The following is a 15,522-nucleotide window of genomic DNA, read 5'->3' on the forward strand; positions in this document are numbered from 1 at the left end:
TCATTCAGTCCTTGCGAAACAGCGCATGGACGTTGTTCTGCTTATAATTCAGCACCGGATCCAGCTCTTCGATGGTGAAAGAGATCGCCAGATAACGGTTCGCCATCAGCGCAGCAAAGTGATCCTTAATCAGGATGAACAGCATTTCACCCACCTGCTGACGGCTTTCCAGGCTGCGCCCATGGCCAATCTTCAGCGTCATATGCACGAAGGCATAATTCTGTTTGCCATCGGCCATCTGCCAGGTATCCAGCCAGATGGCGCGGCTACGCACCCCCGCCAATGGGAAGATGCCGGTTTCAGCCAGCGCATGGTTCACCTTGGCGAACAGCGCGGGCAAATCCGCCTCCCGGCGGATGTTGTCAGTACATTCAGCGTAAAAATGGGGCATTGGGTGGCCTCAAGCTTGTGCAGGAAGTGGGAAAATGGCGTTAACCTGTCCGGTGCCGGAACTGGCGAACAGCGGGGTGACAAACTCCACCTTGCCCTGATACCGATCCCAACCCAGCAGGCCCAACAGCATCACCGTGTCGTGCATGTTGCCCTCGCCAAAACAGTAGTTGGCGTACTCTGGCAACATTTGGCAGAACTCAGGGAAACGCCCCTCTTCCCACAGTTTCACCACGCGTTCATCCATCTGGTGGTCGAACTCACGGGTATAGCTATTCATACCCTCCTCGGCGCGCTGGTCGTCGATAAAGCGGTGAGAAAGCGAGCCGCTGGCCAATACCGCCACGGTGCCGTCATACTTTTCGATGGCGGTTTTAATCGCTTCGCCCAGGCGGCGGCTGTCTGCAAAGTCATGCACGGTGCAGAATGCCGAAATGGAAATCACCTTGAAGTGTTTGTCGGCGTTCATATAGCGCATAGGAACCAGCGTGCCATATTCCAGCTCCAGGCTTGGGATCTCATGCGCCTTGGCACGCACCCCAAGCTTGCAGGCTTCGTCGGCAATCAAGTGCCCCAACGCTGGGTTACCGTCATATTCATAGGTCATGTCGCGAATGAAGTGCGGCAACTCGTTACTGGTGTAAACACCTTTGAAGTGCTCACAGCAGTTGATGTGGTAGGCGCTGTTTACCAACCAGTGGGTATCAAACACGATGATAGTGTCAACGCCCAGCTCACGGCAGCGGGCGCCTATTTCTTTGTGACCATCAATGGCAGCCTGGCGGCAACCCTGGTGTTTGCCGGGCAGTTCAGACAGATACATCGAGGGAACGTGTGTAATTTTTGCTGCTAGTGCTAATTTACCCATATGTCCTCCATACCCGTCATACTTCAAGTTGCAGATGCGTTGGCTCTCCTGCAACTCGAATTATTTAGGGTATATACCCTTCATTTTTTAATTACAGTCGCTGTTGACTGCGTTTCTAAATCTGTTGGGTACTCAGTTCTCGGTTAATTAAAAAGGCGTGGAGTGAGTTCACACGCCCCAGCGTGGGATCGGGTGATCCCCCATGGAGATACAAACGTTTTTCATTTCGGCAAACACTTCGAAGCTGTACTCACCGCCTTCGCGGCCAGTGCCAGAGGCTTTCACTCCGCCAAACGGCTGGCGCAGATCACGCACGTTCTGGGTGTTGACGAAAACCATGCCCGCTTCAATACTGCGGGCCAGACGCAGCACCTTGCTGATATCCTGCGTCCAGATGTACGACGCCAGGCCGTACTCAACATCGTTGGCCATGCGCAGGCCGTCTTCTTCTGATTTGAATGGCAGGAGACAGGCCACCGGCCCGAAGATCTCCTCCTGCGCAACACGCATACGGTTGTCGACATCGGCCAGCACCGTTGGGCGCAGGAAGTGGCCGTGGCTCAGCCCCGCCGGCTTATCCGGGCCACCGGCCAACAGGGTGGCACCTTCTTCGATGCCCAAACGGATATAGCCAGACACTTTTTCCCAATGCTGCTGGCTGATTAGCGCCCCCACCTGGGTATTGGGATCCATCGGTTCGCCCACGCGCAAACGGTTGGCACGCTCGGCAAAGCGTTTGACGAATTCCGGGTAAATGCTTTCCTGAATGAAGATGCGTGAACCAGCGGTACAGCGTTCGCCGTTGATCGAGAAGATGGTGAACAGCGCAGCATCCAGCGCACGTTCGATATCCGCATCCTCAAAGATCAGCACTGGCGACTTGCCGCCCAGTTCCATCGAGAATTTCTTCAGCCCGGCGCTTTCAATAATGCGTCGGCCCGTCGCCGTACCGCCGGTGAAGGACACCGCACGCACATCTTTATGGCGCACCAAGGCATCCCCGGCGGTGGCACCGTAACCCTGCACCACGTTCAGTACCCCGGCAGGAATACCCGCTTCCAGAGCCAGTTCACCCAAACGATCGGCAGTTAGCGGCGACAATTCAGACATTTTCAGCACTGCGGTATTTCCCAGCGCCAGGCAGGGTGCCGTCTTCCAGGTCGCTGTCATAAAGGGCACGTTCCACGGTGATACCAGTGCGCAGACCCCCACCGGTTGGATCAGCGTGTAGTTGAGCATCTTGTCGTCCACCGGATAGGTGCGGCCATTCATCTGCTGGCAGATCTCGGCGAAGAACTCAAAGTTGTGCGAAGCGCGCGGGATCAGCACGTTTTTGGTCTGGTGGATCGGCAGGCCGGTGTCCGCTGTTTCCATCTCGGCAATCTGCGGCACATTCTGGTCGATCAACTCACCCAGGCGGCGCATCAGGCGCGCACGCTCTTTCATCGGCGTGTTGGCCCACTTGGGGAATGCCTGTTTTGCGGCGGCTACCGCCTGATCGACTTCGAGCTGTCCACCAGAGGCCACTTCCGCCAACACCTCGCCGTTCGCCGGGTTGCTGGTGGTGAAATACTCTTTGCTGGCAACGTTCTTGCCATTGATCCAATGGTTAATGGTTTTCATCCCCTGCTCTCCTCGTAATCTTTTTCACTGATGATGTGGTTGACCAAACGGCCAATGCTCTCAATCTCCACCACCACTTCATCGCCGGGCTTAACGTCCGCCAGCCCTTTCGGCGTGCCGGTGGCGATCATGTCGCCAGGTTGCAGCGTCATGAATTCGCTCAGGTAAGCAATCAGGAAGGGGATATCGAAGATCATATCGGCGGTGGTACCCCGCTGGCGCAGTTCACCGTTGACATAGGTACTGAGTGTCAGGTTATGCGGGTCTTTGACATCGTCACGGTCGACAATGTAGGGGCCAATTGGCGTCAGAGTATCGCGGCTTTTTACCCGCAGATTCGGGCGGTAGTAGTTTTCCAGATAGTCGCGGATGGCGTAGTCATTGCACAGCGTATAACCCGCTACGTAATCCATCGCCTGCTCGCGGCTGACATTACGTGCGGTTTTACCAATCACCGCCACCAGCTCCGCTTCGTAATGCATGTATTCCACTTCGGCTGGGCGGACGGAAACCTGACGGTGGCCGGTCAGGCTATTTGGCCCTTTTAGGAACACCAGCGGCTCTTCTGGCGCTTTAAACTCCAGTTCACTGGCGTGATCGGCATAATTCAGGCCCAGGGCAAACACTGTGCCTTCCACTGGAGGCAGCCATTCAACGTCGTGTTCAGCTAATTGGCTGCCGTCTGGCAGCGTAACGCGCAGCTGGTCATCAACGGTGACATTAACAATCTGGCCATGATGGCGAATACGGGCGTGTCTCATGGTTATTCTCCTGCCTGCGTCACGCGGTTGGTAAGGGTTGGCAAGCCAGCGGCCCGGACCGTTACTTCATCACCCGGTTGGATAGCTACCCGCTGGTGTGGCGTGCCAATCAGCACCGCATCACCCGGCTGCAAAGTAATAAAGTCGCTGATAGCGGCGATAAGTTCTGGCACTGAACGCACCAGATCGGCGGTTGACCAGCGATCCTGCTCCACCCCGTTGATTTCAGTGATAATGTCCAGATTGCCGGTGCTGGCGAGTGGAGCAATCTCGCCCAGCGGGCAGAATCCATCACGGCACTTGGCTTTGATTGCCGGGCGATAAAAACTGGTTTCCGGCAGGCTGACATCGTTGGCCAAGGCGTAACCGGCAACATAATCAGCCACCTTATCTGCGGCTACCTTGCGTGCCGTGCTGCCAATCACCACCGCCAATGTGGCACCGCTTTGCACGGTTTCACCGGCCGGGAACGGGATACTGCCGCCATTATTAAGGTGGGTGTTACGTGGTTTGATAAACCATACCGGTGTCTTTGGCGGTGTTTGATAAGGGGCCGAACGAAACGCTTGATCCCAGGCGTCAAGCTGGCTGCGGTGGTTTAGTGCAACGGAAAATACGGTGCCTTTCATGCAGACTCCTTAAAAGGGTAAAACAGCACAGTCACTATTCATTAATATATTAACGAATAGTTTTATACGCTGTTCAGCTTTTACGCAACGTTGTTAATTTAATTTGTGATCGTGATAACGAAATATTCACAAATAATGAACATTAACCCTATTAATCATCGCCTTAAGCATTTTCAGCCTATTTTTACGCCGTAGCAGGCGTTTTCACGTTCTACAGTGCGCAAAAATTGGCTACTATTAAGTTGTTAATAAATTTGAGATGTCTCTTCACCTGATCTATTAGGAGGAGGGCGAAATACACTGATTGAACTCGTAGGAAGTAAAGGCCAACAACATGCATGAATCTTTAACCATTTCCCTGCTGCAGGCGCGTGAAACCGCCATGGGATTCTTCCGCCCGATACTGAAAAACCATAATCTGACGGAACAGCAGTGGCGCATCATTCGCGTATTGGCCAACAACCGTTCAATAGAGTTCCATGAACTGGCGGCAGAAAGCTGCATTCTGCGCCCCAGCCTGACGGGCATTCTGTCGCGCATGGAGCGGGATAAACTGATCTTCCGCCTCAAGCCGGTTAACGATCAACGCAAGCTGTATGTGTCGCTAACCCCGCAAGGCCAGGAGCTGTATGAACTGGCCCGTCATCAGGTGGAACAGGGATATAGCGAAATCGAAGCGGCATTCTCGAAGCAGAAGATGGAACAACTGATGGCTTTGCTTGATGAGTTGATTCGTCTGAGGGAGAAACTGCCGGATAACCCGGCAGGCAATGATTCAGACGAGTAAGGTGGCTTCAGGCTCTACTCAAGGCGTTTCTTGAACACCCGATGCTCAGGCCTGTGGATGACGAGTAGTGTTAAGGATCTGTGCATGAGCACCGACGGCAAAATTACTCAGGCGGTTGAAATCACTGCCTTGATAACCGAGGATCTTGCCGTCGGTACGCATTCCCTGCAGATCAATCATCACAACGCCGAGCGTCGGGATAATCTTTTCGCGCCAGACAAACAGGTAGAGTTTTTCTGCCACCTTGACGTAATGGCAACGATCAACATCTGCCAACCCTTTCTCAACGCCATCCAGACATTGCCAGGCATAGAAATTGTCATTCAGATAAATATGCTCATAACGTTCGGTCGGGCTGTAGGTATACATATTACGCATGCCGATCAGTTCGTCGGTAAACTGTGGCAACGGTGCGGTGCTGTGATCCAATCTTCCAAAACGGAACTCGGCATTCACCGCCGTTAGCGGCAACCCCTGTTCCACGCGGCTGAACGCATCCAACCGCGCCTGTGCCTCATCCGGCAGTTGGCCGTAAACAGCGGTGAAATTGCCTATCTGGCGGTGACACACCAGTGTGATACTGCCATTGGCACGCTGTGGATCGAGAAAATCGATAAACAGGATCTCCGGGCGGATACTGGTGGCACGATAATCAACGCGCTGTTGCCCCCAGAGTAACGTTTGATCGTGATTGAACTGGCAACTAACGCTATCCCCCTCGGCGAAATGGAAAACCAGCGTAGTACCGGCTAAATCCTGCTGCTGTTCCAACGTATGACTGTGAGGGGCGAAACCTTCTGCCAGCGCACCAACCTGGATAAAAACCGCTTCTGAACTCATGAAAATCTCCTTAAAGGGATAACGTTGGCACATCAACAATCGTCGATCCGCCATCGGCCACAATAGCCTGTGCGCCAATTTCATCGGCCAGGGCGTCAAGCGGCTCACGGCGGCGGCCAACGATAAACACCCGGTCGCCTTGCTGCGCCAGCAGGCGGGCACAGGCAGCACCAATGCCGGTTCCCCCGCCGGTAATCACCACCACTCTACTCATTAAGTTTCTCCATCAACTGGCCGATCATCAGGAAGCTGCTAAACAGTAAACGGCGTTGTTCGGCTTCCAAGCGCAAATAGCGGCGGCTAGCAGGCAGGCGGCTAACCACTTCGGATGCGGCAAAATGCTCAATCTCCAACCGCCAGTTACCCTGCTTAATCGTCAGCCTGACGCGACGAAAATCGAGCTTTGCCAATGTTTCAGCGATTTGCGGGTACTTATGCAGCGCGGCAACAAGTTGCCGGGCGTCTTCATGGCGGGCTTTAGTGCGATAAATCATGCCATTGCGGCGCAACCAACCGCCGGTAATAAAGTCCAGCACCATAGGTTCGGCGAACCGGGTGCTCCCTTGAGAGTGAAAACGCTGGGTGACGATATGTGCCAGAAACAGTGACTGCACCTGCTCAGTCACATCGATAACCGGTCCTTCGGGGAGCGTCAGCCGCAATTGGTTAACCGCCAGCCGTTCACCAGCATAAGGGCGCAGATTGTTGACCAGACGATCCAGCGTCACCCCCGGCTGATAACCGGGAGGATCGCGGTGCCAGAAACGATTAAGTGAGGGAAGTAAGCCGATCAAATTCCACCTCCGCAGCTTCAGCCTTGTTAAAAGCGCTCTCGAGCACTTCCTCAACCGGTACCGGCTTGAATGGGTTGACCTTCTGCACGCACAGCGTCCAGAACAGCGCGTAGCCAGCGGTCAGGCTAATCATGATGCCAAAGGGAATATAGACATCACTGGGGTTCATTCCGGGCGGGGTAATGTTGAAGATTGCCAGCAGGATACCGATACTGGAGACGATCTGCGGCAACGGGAACCACGGCGATTTATAGGCGCGCGGCAGGTCAGGGCGGCGGATACGCAGTATCACCACCGAGCAGGTGACTAGCAGGTAGGCCACGCCCCAGGCACACACCGCTGCCAGCACCATTGGCATAATGCGGTCCAGGTTACCCTGAATGGCAAAAGCATGAAGGCAAGGGATCAACACCCCCGCCGCGATTGCCACCACAGGTGTCTTAAAGCGAGGGTGCAGATAAGCAAACATACGCGGCATAGCCCCATCCAGCACCATGCCATAGATAATGCGCGGTACGGCTGCCATCAGGGTATTGATGGTGGCGGCACCAGCCAGCAGCAGCCCGATCCCCATCCAATACTTGCCAAAGTCACCCATTATCTGACCGGCAAATGCCGGAATAGCCATCGGCGTGTCCAGCAGACGAACGTTATTGGCCGCATCTACCATCACGTTTTCCACCTGATGACTGAGTGCCGCACCATACAATGCCATGCACAACGCCACGCCACACAGTCCCAGCGACATTGCACGCGGGATCACCCGGTGTGATTGTTTAATCTCCGGTGCCATCGGCGTGACCAGTTCGCAGCCCACGAACATGAACATAGCCATACCGACCAGGCTGAATACCGCAAAGGGATCGCTGACATTAAGCGTAGAACCAAACCACCCTTCCAACGGTACCGCGTGGGGTAACAGTAACCCACTGATGGAGAAAATCATCAGCGTGGTCCACATACAAAACGTCAGTACCACTTCCGCCTTGCCGAAAGCTTCAATCCCAAACGCATTCAGCACGCCGAAGGTGATCACCAGCCCAACGCCCACCATCCATGAACTGTTATGGCTTTCCATCAGGGTGTTGAGATGCTCAAAATTTACCAACGCCATGATGCCGGAAAGAATGGTCTCAGCGGTGCCAGCAAAGATATGGACAATCAGGTAAGCAGACAGGGTGCCGGTAATGGCAAAGAAGCGCCCCATACCACAGGAAATATAGTCATACACCGAACCGGTCGTCGGTAGCATTGCCGCCGCTTCGGAAAAGGTAGTGAGCTGTGCTTGCATCATGATAAAGGCGATCAGCATCGCCAGCGCAAAGGTATCGCCACCGATACCAAAACCGCTGGTGACGGTCAGGATCACCGGGCTGGCCATTATTACCCCAACCGAACTGGCCAACGTGGTGGGGAACCCGACCTTGCCCCGTTCAAGCTGGGCATGGAGCCGTGACGACAGGTTCATGGTTACTTCCTCTTAGTATTTTGACCCGGTGTTGTTAACAAGGTGTTACATACCCAAAGTCAGGGTATGGCGCCAAGGGCAGAAATCTCACTATAGGAAGGAAAGGAAAAAAATGGCTATCGTCCTTAAGGACGAGGTGATACTCGTTGATTGGCTGCTCGGTGGGCATCATTCCAACAGAGCGCTGAGCCCCCAGAGAAAGTGGAAAACTCATTGAAAAATCAGCATGAAAGTGCCGATTTTATTTCATTAATGTATTAATAAATCAGCTTGAGAACACCATAGAAAAGCCGGTTAGATAAACACGGGGGTGTTGTTATTAATGTATTTTATTGTAATCACGCTCACGTTGTTAATATGTTTTCATTGTGTTAATTAAATGCTGTGCCTATGCTTGCATCGTTCACATGTTGGCCAGGTACCTTATCCGGTACTCTCCAGGTTACTGAGCGATCAGGGAGGAAAATGAATCATGCAAACAACATCATCCCCCATGCGTAATGACGCGTTTATATCAAGCTGTCTGACTACCATTGCGCACCTGATCCCGGTTTCTTCTGGGGTGTTTTACCTAGTGGATCACAATCTGCTGCCGCAGCACTATGTGCTGCATGGCATTGCGGATAACACCCACAAGCAGTATCTGGAACACTTTCAACAGCTTGATCCGATGAAGCCAGCCAACTTCCACCAGCAAGACATCACCATGGTCAGCATGACGCCCACGGCAATCGCCAACAATCGCCACTATTATCACGACTTTATGCTGCCAAACCGCATGCTCGATATGACGGAGATCTTTATCCGTCAGCGCAAGCGGATCATTGCCGGTGTTTCCCTGATCCGCGACACGCCCTTCACCGAACTGGAGCGTAGCCGTTTGCGGGCGGTGCTGCCGTTGATCGAACTGGCCACGCGCGACCTGCTCCCAGAGGCAGAAGCCATGCTGCTCACCGCCAAAGAGCAGGAGATCGTCAACATGGTGCGTGAAGGGGCCAGTAATAAACGCATTGCCCTGAAGCTGGATATTTCTCTTTCGACGGTGAAAACACATATGCGCAATATCTTTGCCAAAACCGCCGTGGTAAACCGCACCGAACTGGTCTCCAGCGGCTTTATTGCCCACGGCTGATCCCGCTTTACTCCAGTCAGTTGCTGACAAGAACCACCAAATCTGGCGCAACCTGCGCACTACTGCCACTGTTGTTGATAACGCTGGCTTCACCGCGCGCGCCGCGCCGTTTAACAGGAGTCATAAGGTGAAAAGAAAAACCGGTTTTTTCTTCGATGAACGCTGTTTCTGGCACTTCAGCGACCATAGCGGCGGAATGTTGGGAGAGGAGGCACCGTTAGGCCCGGCAGCTATGAGATAGCCAAGCTCTCTGCCGGATTGGCGTGTTCCGCTGTCGAGGTGGTTATCGATCAGTTGGCGCGTCAATTCAGGGAGTAACGGTGAGAGGCGTGGAAATCCACGCCTGAGGTTGATGACAAAGTCGCTTTTTAGCCTGAGATACACGGGGCTAGCGCACCGAGGGGTACTCCGACGGCTTACGCCGTTACGACCCCTTCGGCACGCTCCCCCTAATAACGCGCTTTGTCAGCAGTCTGAGGCATGGAAATCCACGCCTCTGCCTCTAGCGCGCTTTAGGACTTAAAGCGAAACGTTTTCGACTGGCAAGGGGCCAACGTGGTGAAATCACCTTTGGATATACCCTGCAGCGGCAGGGGCTGTTCGTCCATTGCGGTTTCCAGCCATTCCTGCAGTGGCGTTGCAACCGTTAACTGCCCCGCCATCGCTACCTGTTCGGACGGATTGTAGACGCGGATAATCAGCGCATCGGCATCTTCGGCTTTTTTCAGCACGCTCAATACCGGGCCTGACTCTGGCATCGACAGCAGGCTAAAGCTTTGCGGGGTGCGGAAAGTGGCCTGATTCAACTTCATCGCATCAAACGGGATCTTGTTGTAACAACGAACCGGCGTAACGTAAGCCCTGGCCTGCTGCATAACCCCTGCCTGATGCGGGTCGCCGGCAAAACTGAACAGGCTGAAGCGGCAATGCAATTTGCCACGCATCTGCGAATCCGGCGTCGGCATCTTGATCCCCGAAGGGCGGCCTGGCCGCAGCAACAATTCCTCTTTACCCAATACCCCCACCGAACGGAACAGCGTCAAGGCAAAGGTATCCCGGCGTTCACCGATAACCTCAAACTCGCGCAGCCCTTCGGTAAATAGCGCCAGCCCATGATGTTCATTGTGCAACGCGGCAAAGTTCATCAACTGCCATACCGGGATTGGGGCTTCTTTCCAGCCCTCCTCCTGCCAGTACGCCATGGCCGGATCGTCTACCGGGCGGGTGATACAGCCAAACTGGTTATCTGCCAGCACGGTTTCACTGGCGAATGGCGTTGGGATCAGCACCCGCACGCGGTGATCGTCGGCCTGATTATCCAGCCACATGTCTATATCGATCCGGCGGCTGTTGTGCGCCAGCGTGATCTGACACTGCACGTCGAGATAACCATCGGTTACACGCTGCGCACGCTGTGGCAGATTGGCAGGCAGCGCCATACGCAACGAAAGCGTTGCCGTGCTCTGCCATGCTTCATGGGCGATCGCGGTCGTCACTGCCGTTTCGGTAGAGTAGATCAGCCACTCTTCGCGGGAAGGTGAATAGTCATACTCATCACCGTCGTCAGAGCCCTCTTCCAACTGCAATACCTGCTGGTAGCGGCAGCCAGTGTGTTTATCTTCAATATCCAGCGTGCCGTTTGCATTCAGGCTGATGCGATAATAGGCATTTTCCAGCAGATCTGCCGCTTGCGCCGCAGGCTGACGCTGTTTACCCGCCTGATTGGCATGAATATGCAGGGTGCAATATCCCATTGCTGGCAGCGTTTGATACAGCTGAATGTCGTACTCCATAAAGGGATCGTAATTGCCGTAATGGACAATCTGGCGATCCACCAGCCCAGGATCGATTTCCCGTGCGGCACGAATAAAGTACTCAACCGGCTGGCCCTGTTCGTCTACCAGCGAAAACTGTTGGGCACGAATACGCAGAGTGGTATTGATCACCTCTTCACGTGGGTATGGCAGCAGGTTGAAGAAGGTCAGTTTGTCGGCCACCGAGCCTGCGGCATCGCTGTGCTGCACCGGCATATTGTCGACAATCTTGCGCATATAGAAGCGCACCAGGTTTTCCGCCATGTCGTCCGCCAGAATAAAGCGGGTCATGATCTCCTGATGTACCTTGTCACTACAGCAGCAACCGATGCTGTCGTGGGCATGGTTTTTCAGGATCTCTTTCCACATTTTCTCCAACAGGCCGTGATGATATTCAAAGCCCAATGACCAGGCGATAGCCGCCAGCGGTTCGAGAATGTTGACGATCTTGTTCTCGATCTCGGCGTGAGCGATCTTGATGTCCATGCGAGTTGACGAAATAGTACGGTGCACGCGCATGTATTTGCCGTCGTTAAACTCCCCTTTCAGCGTGGCAAGGCGTTCGCGGCTGGCTTCGATCCGCTCGAACACTTCCTCGAAACGGCTCATGATAAATTCACGCTGCGGGTAAATCTCGCGCAGCTTGGCCATAACCTGGAAGATATTTTGTTGCAGCGGCATCTGGTCATGGCCGTTCGGCAGCAGGATATCTTTAGTGACCGAGGCGTTTTCCAGCACGTTGAAATAGCTGTCCAGCCGTTTACGCAGCCCGGCTTCATCTTCTGGCAGGTATTTGCCAATGGCATAGCCTAATGGCAGCACCTGTGCCACCACTTCGCTGCCGTCGTTGCTTTGCCACAGGAATTCGGTCTTATCGGTACCGTGACGTTCGGAACAGCCGCGCCAGAACATGGCGCGCGTAATGCCAAAACCGTTGAAAATATGCGGTAGTTGCGAGGACATGCTGAACGAATCCGGCAGATAACCAATCTTCATTGGTTCCCCGAGAGACAGGCAATCGCGCAGTCCGTACATCAGGTTACGCACGATGGATTCACCGGACACCACCATGGTATCGGTTTGACTATACCAGGGGCCAACAATCAGCTTGCCAGCCTGGACCAGCGCTTTCACCCGCGCATGGTTTTCTGGCTTGATGGCAAAATAGTCTTCCAGCACCGCCGTTTGACCATCCAACACATAGAAGCGGTATTCAGGATCCGTTTCCAGCCGGGTCAGTATTTCCTCCATATTATTAATCAGCAGGATGCGTGACTCCTCGGTGGTGAAATACCACTCACGATCCCAATGCATATGTGGCGTAATGTGAACACGTGATACAGCTTTCATTATCAATTCCTAAAAATAAGGCACGGCCTGCACCGTGCCAAAAAAATTACTGCGGTTGAACGATAGCGTACTTGCCTTGCTTCATTGCCTGACGCCGCCAGATGATCAGCACCAGAGTGGAGATCACAGTGCCAAGCAGCGCCGCGCCCAGCCAGATGGCGGCAGAGAACAACCCTCCTAGGCCGTTGTCATGCAGCAGGAACAGCGAGAAGATCCCCGCCCCCGGCGTAGACAGGCCAATGCCCATTCCGCCAACAATCGCTCCGGTAACCATTGAACCCACCAGGAAGGAGCCGATCACCCGCAATGGATCTTCAATCGCCATCGGGATAGCCCCTTCAGTAATGCCCGCCAGCCCCAACAGCCAGGTGGACTTGCCGGTTTCAATCTCAAACTGCTGGAACAGGCGTGGAGCCAACATCGTGGAAGCGGTAACGGTAAAGGCAGATACCATTTTGACCGCGCCAAAAATGGCATAGGGGCCGAAAACCCCGTTAGCCATCGCCCCCAGGCAGAACGCATAGGCCGCTTTATTGACTGGGCCGCCCAGATCGAACGAACACATAAAGCCGAGGATCGCACCCAATACCAGCGCATTGGTACCTGAGAGACCGTTAAGCCAGGCGGTGAGGCTGTTGTTCAGCCAGGCTACCGGCTGACCAATCACAAACAGCATCAGGCTACCCGCCACCAGCGTGCCAATCACCGGGTAAAGATAGAATGTCAGGAAGCCATTGAAATTCGGGCTCAGACGCACATGGGTCTTGACCCAACGCATTAGATAACCGGCGATCAAACCACCGACCACACCGCCAAGGAAACCGGAACCAATCATATTCGCTGCCAGACCGGCGGCAAAGCCAGGGCCCAGAGCAGGTTTATCCGCCAATGAATACGCCGTATAGGCGGCCAAAACCGGTACCATTAGGGTGCCGAGCATGCCGCCGCCCAGTTTGCGATACATCCACAGCCAGGAGTTCTCCTGATCAAACAGATGTTGCAGCCCAAGGATCTGTGCCAATAACACCGAAACGGCCAACACCGTACCGCCCGCCACGATCAACGGCACGGCAAAAGAGATACCGCTCAGTAATGCCTGCTTGAGCTCGGTCTTCACGCTATTTTTTGGTGCTACCGTTTCTTTCTGCAGCACTCGCGTTGTACCTTCTGCAGATTGGCCAGCGGCCAGCGCCTGTTGCAGGATGCGCTCGGCATGTTTGATCGGCTCTGCTACCGGCGTTTCAATACGCGGAATACCGTTGAAGCGTTCGACTTCCTTGATCGCCACTTCAGCAGCGAATATGCAGGCGGTCGCCTGATTAAGCTGTTCCGCAGTCAGTCGGTCTTCGATTCCGTTAGCGCCCTGTTTCTCAACATAGACGTTAATGCCGAGCTTACGCCCTGCTTTTTCAAGATATTCTGCCGCCATATAGGTGTGCGCAATACCCGCTGGGCAGGCCGTGACGCATACCACCGTTGGCCGGGACTTATCCTGACTTTCCGGCTGGGGTGCTGGCTCAGGCGCTCCCGCAGCCAACAGGGCTAAAAGTTGTTCCGGCGAGTTGGCCTGCAGCACTGCCGCACGAACGTCATCATCCACCAACGCCGTCGTCAGGGTGGTCAGCAACTGCATGTGGGTGGAACCGGCCTGAGCTTGCGGGATCGCCAGCAGGAAGATCAGATTGACGCTCTCTGGGCCGTCGATCCCTTGCCATTCCAGCGGTGTCTTCAACGTGGCAACGGCAAACGCCGCTTCCTTCACGGCATCGCTTTTGCCATGTGGCACTGCCAGCCCTTCTCCTAGTGCGGTGGGGCCTTGCGCTTCACGGTCAAATACCGCCTGCAGGAAAGCATCTTTGTCATGCAGTTTGCCTTGCGCGGCCAGTTGATCGGCAAGCTGATGAATGGCCTGATCGCGCCCTGCAAACTCCGTTTGCAGGTTTATCAGGCTGGGGTGGGTCAGGCTGCTCAGGTTCATCATAATCCTCGGGTTTGCCACATTCACAGGAGGCCATTCGGCTCCTCTGCAGTTAGGCAGCGATCATAGCAAGCAAGTTAATACCATTTTGTGATCAATTTCAAATCAATGCTATTTTTGTATTATATTTGTATTAAACAACTTTCAAAGCAACAGCGGTGACAATTCTCTCTATGCCCGAGTTATCAGTTTGTTTATCTGCTAGCCAAGGCTAGAATGCTGGCAGAACTTCATACCGCCAACGGGGACAATATACCGTGAGCAAGAAACCTATCTATCGCCAGATCGCAGACTCCCTGCGTCAACAGGTTGCCGACGGTGAGCTTAAGCCCGGCGACGCGTTACCAACAGAGGCTCTGTTGCGCGAACAGTACGGGGTGAGCCGGGTAACGGTCCGTCAGGCATTAAAATTGCTGACCGAGGAGAATGTGATCGAAAGCCTTCAAGGCAGTGGTTGGTATGTTAAAGAAGAGAAGGTGAATTACGATATCTATCAGCTCACCAGCTTTTATGAAAAGTTAGCGGATCGCAATGTGGAAACCCACAGCGACGTGCTGGTATTTGAAGTGGCTAAAGCCAGCCCGGCAATTGCCAATGCGCTGCACCTGACAACCGAAGACAAGGTGTATTACGTAAAGCGGGTACGCTATATCAAACAGAAACCGGTCACGCTGGAAGAAACCTGGATGCCGCTGGCACTGTTCCCCGACCTCAGTTACGAAGTGATGCAAAAATCCAAGTATCACTATATTGAGCAGGTCAAGAAACTGATCATCGACCGCAGTGAGCAGGAAATCATCCCGGTAATGCCTACCGAGGATGTGGTCAACGCCCTCGGCATTGATGCGCAGAAACCGATCCTGGAGAAAGTCTCTACCGGTTTCCTCAGCGACGGCACTGTGTTTGAATTCAGCCGGAATTTCTTTAAAAGCGAAGATTACAAGTTCACGCTGGTAGCCAAGCGGGCACGCTGATTTCTTGCTTGGCCTTCCAGATAAAAAAGACGCCCATGGGCGTCTGAGGTTGATGACAAAGTCGCCTTCTGACCCGAGATACTCGGGCCTAGCGCACCGAGGGGCGCTTCGACG

Annotated in this window: 13 protein-coding genes and 2 pseudogenes; 4 read left to right on the top strand and 11 right to left on the bottom strand. The window is 54.1% G+C overall.

All coding sequences use genetic code 11. The features are described 5' to 3' along the window. Window positions 1-4: 4 nt before the first annotated feature. The 5 genes from SAQUA_RS20055 to SAQUA_RS20075 all read right to left on the bottom strand — a co-directional run bounded on the left by SAQUA_RS20055 (window position 5) and on the right by SAQUA_RS20075 (window position 4,271). Window positions 5-391 carry a 5-carboxymethyl-2-hydroxymuconate Delta-isomerase gene (locus SAQUA_RS20055; protein ID WP_380674406.1) on the bottom strand — a complete coding sequence of 129 codons (387 nt, stop codon included), beginning with the start codon at window positions 389-391 and terminating at the stop codon, window positions 5-7. A gap of 9 nt (window positions 392-400) precedes the next feature. Further along, window positions 401-1,258, bottom strand: a complete 858-nt coding sequence (gene hpaD, locus SAQUA_RS20060; RefSeq protein WP_380674408.1) for a 3,4-dihydroxyphenylacetate 2,3-dioxygenase — start codon at window positions 1,256-1,258, stop codon at window positions 401-403. Window positions 1,259-1,426: 168 nt separating this feature from the next. Beyond that, window positions 1,427-2,881: a 5-carboxymethyl-2-hydroxymuconate semialdehyde dehydrogenase gene (gene hpaE, locus SAQUA_RS20065; protein WP_380674410.1), complete on the bottom strand. Its 1,455-nt coding sequence runs from the start codon at window positions 2,879-2,881 to the stop codon at window positions 1,427-1,429. Further along, window positions 2,878-3,642: a fumarylacetoacetate hydrolase family protein gene (locus tag SAQUA_RS20070; RefSeq protein WP_380674412.1), complete on the bottom strand. Its 765-nt coding sequence runs from the start codon at window positions 3,640-3,642 to the stop codon at window positions 2,878-2,880. Before SAQUA_RS20070 ends, hpaE begins: the two co-directional genes overlap by 4 nt. Window positions 3,643-3,644: 2 nt before the next feature. After that, the gene (locus tag SAQUA_RS20075) at window positions 3,645-4,271 is read right to left on the bottom strand and encodes a fumarylacetoacetate hydrolase family protein (RefSeq protein WP_380674414.1); all 627 of its coding nucleotides are present in this window, start codon (window positions 4,269-4,271) and stop codon (window positions 3,645-3,647) included. A gap of 334 nt (window positions 4,272-4,605) precedes the next feature. On the opposite strand from SAQUA_RS20075, the gene hpaR reads away from it, so the two are divergent. After that, entirely contained in the window at window positions 4,606-5,058 is a 453-nt protein-coding gene (hpaR, locus tag SAQUA_RS20080; protein ID WP_380674416.1) for a homoprotocatechuate degradation operon regulator HpaR, read from the top strand. A 45-nt stretch (window positions 5,059-5,103) separates the two neighbouring features. Here the strand turns inward: hpaR and SAQUA_RS20085 are convergent, their stop codons facing one another. From SAQUA_RS20085 to SAQUA_RS20100, 4 genes and pseudogenes are all read right to left on the bottom strand, one after another. Then, window positions 5,104-5,898, bottom strand: a complete 795-nt coding sequence (locus SAQUA_RS20085; protein WP_380674418.1) for a MoaF C-terminal domain-containing protein — start codon at window positions 5,896-5,898, stop codon at window positions 5,104-5,106. A 52-nt stretch (window positions 5,899-5,950) separates the two neighbouring features. Then, window positions 5,951-6,112: pseudogene (locus SAQUA_RS20090) on the bottom strand (SDR family NAD(P)-dependent oxidoreductase); the annotation flags it as partial. Further along, window positions 6,105-6,692, bottom strand: coding sequence for a DUF3156 family protein (locus SAQUA_RS20095; RefSeq protein ID WP_380674420.1), 588 nt, complete (start codon window positions 6,690-6,692; stop codon window positions 6,105-6,107). The pseudogene SAQUA_RS20090 and the gene SAQUA_RS20095, both read right to left, overlap by 8 nt. After that, window positions 6,667-8,160, bottom strand: a complete 1,494-nt coding sequence (locus SAQUA_RS20100) for an APC family permease (protein WP_380674422.1) — start codon at window positions 8,158-8,160, stop codon at window positions 6,667-6,669. The genes SAQUA_RS20095 and SAQUA_RS20100 overlap by 26 nt, the downstream gene beginning before the upstream one ends. Before the next feature lie 472 nt (window positions 8,161-8,632). Between SAQUA_RS20100 and SAQUA_RS20105 the strand changes: the two genes are divergently transcribed. Together SAQUA_RS20105 and SAQUA_RS20110 are read left to right on the top strand one after the other, a co-directional pair. Then, on the top strand, window positions 8,633-9,292 hold the full coding sequence (locus SAQUA_RS20105) for a response regulator transcription factor (protein WP_380674424.1): 660 nt from the start codon (window positions 8,633-8,635) through the stop codon (window positions 9,290-9,292). A gap of 127 nt (window positions 9,293-9,419) precedes the next feature. After that, window positions 9,420-9,580, top strand: a pseudogene (locus SAQUA_RS20110) (hypothetical protein); the annotation flags it as partial. A 224-nt stretch (window positions 9,581-9,804) separates the two neighbouring features. Here SAQUA_RS20110 and mngB read toward each other — a convergent pair. Both mngB and mngA read right to left on the bottom strand, forming a co-directional pair. Then, window positions 9,805-12,456 (bottom strand): mannosylglycerate hydrolase, encoded by a 2,652-nt coding sequence (gene mngB / locus SAQUA_RS20115; protein ID WP_380674426.1) that lies wholly within the window; start codon window positions 12,454-12,456, stop codon window positions 9,805-9,807. A 46-nt stretch (window positions 12,457-12,502) separates the two neighbouring features. Then, a complete protein-coding gene (gene mngA, locus SAQUA_RS20120) occupies window positions 12,503-14,434 on the bottom strand; it encodes a PTS 2-O-a-mannosyl-D-glycerate transporter subunit IIABC (RefSeq protein WP_380674535.1) in 1,932 nt (643 codons plus the stop codon). A 257-nt stretch (window positions 14,435-14,691) separates the two neighbouring features. Here mngA and SAQUA_RS20125 point away from each other — a divergent pair, with 257 nt between their 5' ends. After that, window positions 14,692-15,408 carry a GntR family transcriptional regulator gene (locus tag SAQUA_RS20125; RefSeq protein WP_380674428.1) on the top strand — a complete coding sequence of 239 codons (717 nt, stop codon included), beginning with the start codon at window positions 14,692-14,694 and terminating at the stop codon, window positions 15,406-15,408. The last annotated feature ends 114 nt before the right edge of the window (window positions 15,409-15,522 follow it).

Origin of the sequence: Serratia aquatilis (assembly GCF_044865145.1) — a bacterium.
Taxonomy (GTDB): Bacteria; Pseudomonadota; Gammaproteobacteria; order Enterobacterales; family Enterobacteriaceae; genus Chania; species Chania aquatilis.

Excerpts from the sequence above, each read along its gene's own strand:
- SAQUA_RS20055 (WP_380674406.1), bottom strand. The coding sequence starts at position 391 with ATGCCCCATTTTTACGCTGAATGTACTGACAACATCCGCCGGGAGGCG.
- hpaD (WP_380674408.1), bottom strand. The coding sequence starts at position 1,258 with ATGGGTAAATTAGCACTAGCAGCAAAAATTACACACGTTCCCTCGATG.
- hpaE (WP_380674410.1), bottom strand. The coding sequence starts at position 2,881 with ATGAAAACCATTAACCATTGGATCAATGGCAAGAACGTTGCCAGCAAA.
- SAQUA_RS20070 (WP_380674412.1), bottom strand. The coding sequence starts at position 3,642 with ATGAGACACGCCCGTATTCGCCATCATGGCCAGATTGTTAATGTCACC.
- SAQUA_RS20075 (WP_380674414.1), bottom strand. The coding sequence starts at position 4,271 with ATGAAAGGCACCGTATTTTCCGTTGCACTAAACCACCGCAGCCAGCTT.
- hpaR (WP_380674416.1), top strand. The coding sequence starts at position 4,606 with ATGCATGAATCTTTAACCATTTCCCTGCTGCAGGCGCGTGAAACCGCC.
- SAQUA_RS20085 (WP_380674418.1), bottom strand. The coding sequence starts at position 5,898 with ATGAGTTCAGAAGCGGTTTTTATCCAGGTTGGTGCGCTGGCAGAAGGT.
- SAQUA_RS20100 (WP_380674422.1), bottom strand. The coding sequence starts at position 8,160 with ATGAACCTGTCGTCACGGCTCCATGCCCAGCTTGAACGGGGCAAGGTC.
- SAQUA_RS20105 (WP_380674424.1), top strand. The coding sequence starts at position 8,633 with ATGCAAACAACATCATCCCCCATGCGTAATGACGCGTTTATATCAAGC.
- mngB (WP_380674426.1), bottom strand. The coding sequence starts at position 12,456 with ATGAAAGCTGTATCACGTGTTCACATTACGCCACATATGCATTGGGAT.
- mngA (WP_380674535.1), bottom strand. The coding sequence starts at position 14,434 with ATGAACCTGAGCAGCCTGACCCACCCCAGCCTGATAAACCTGCAAACG.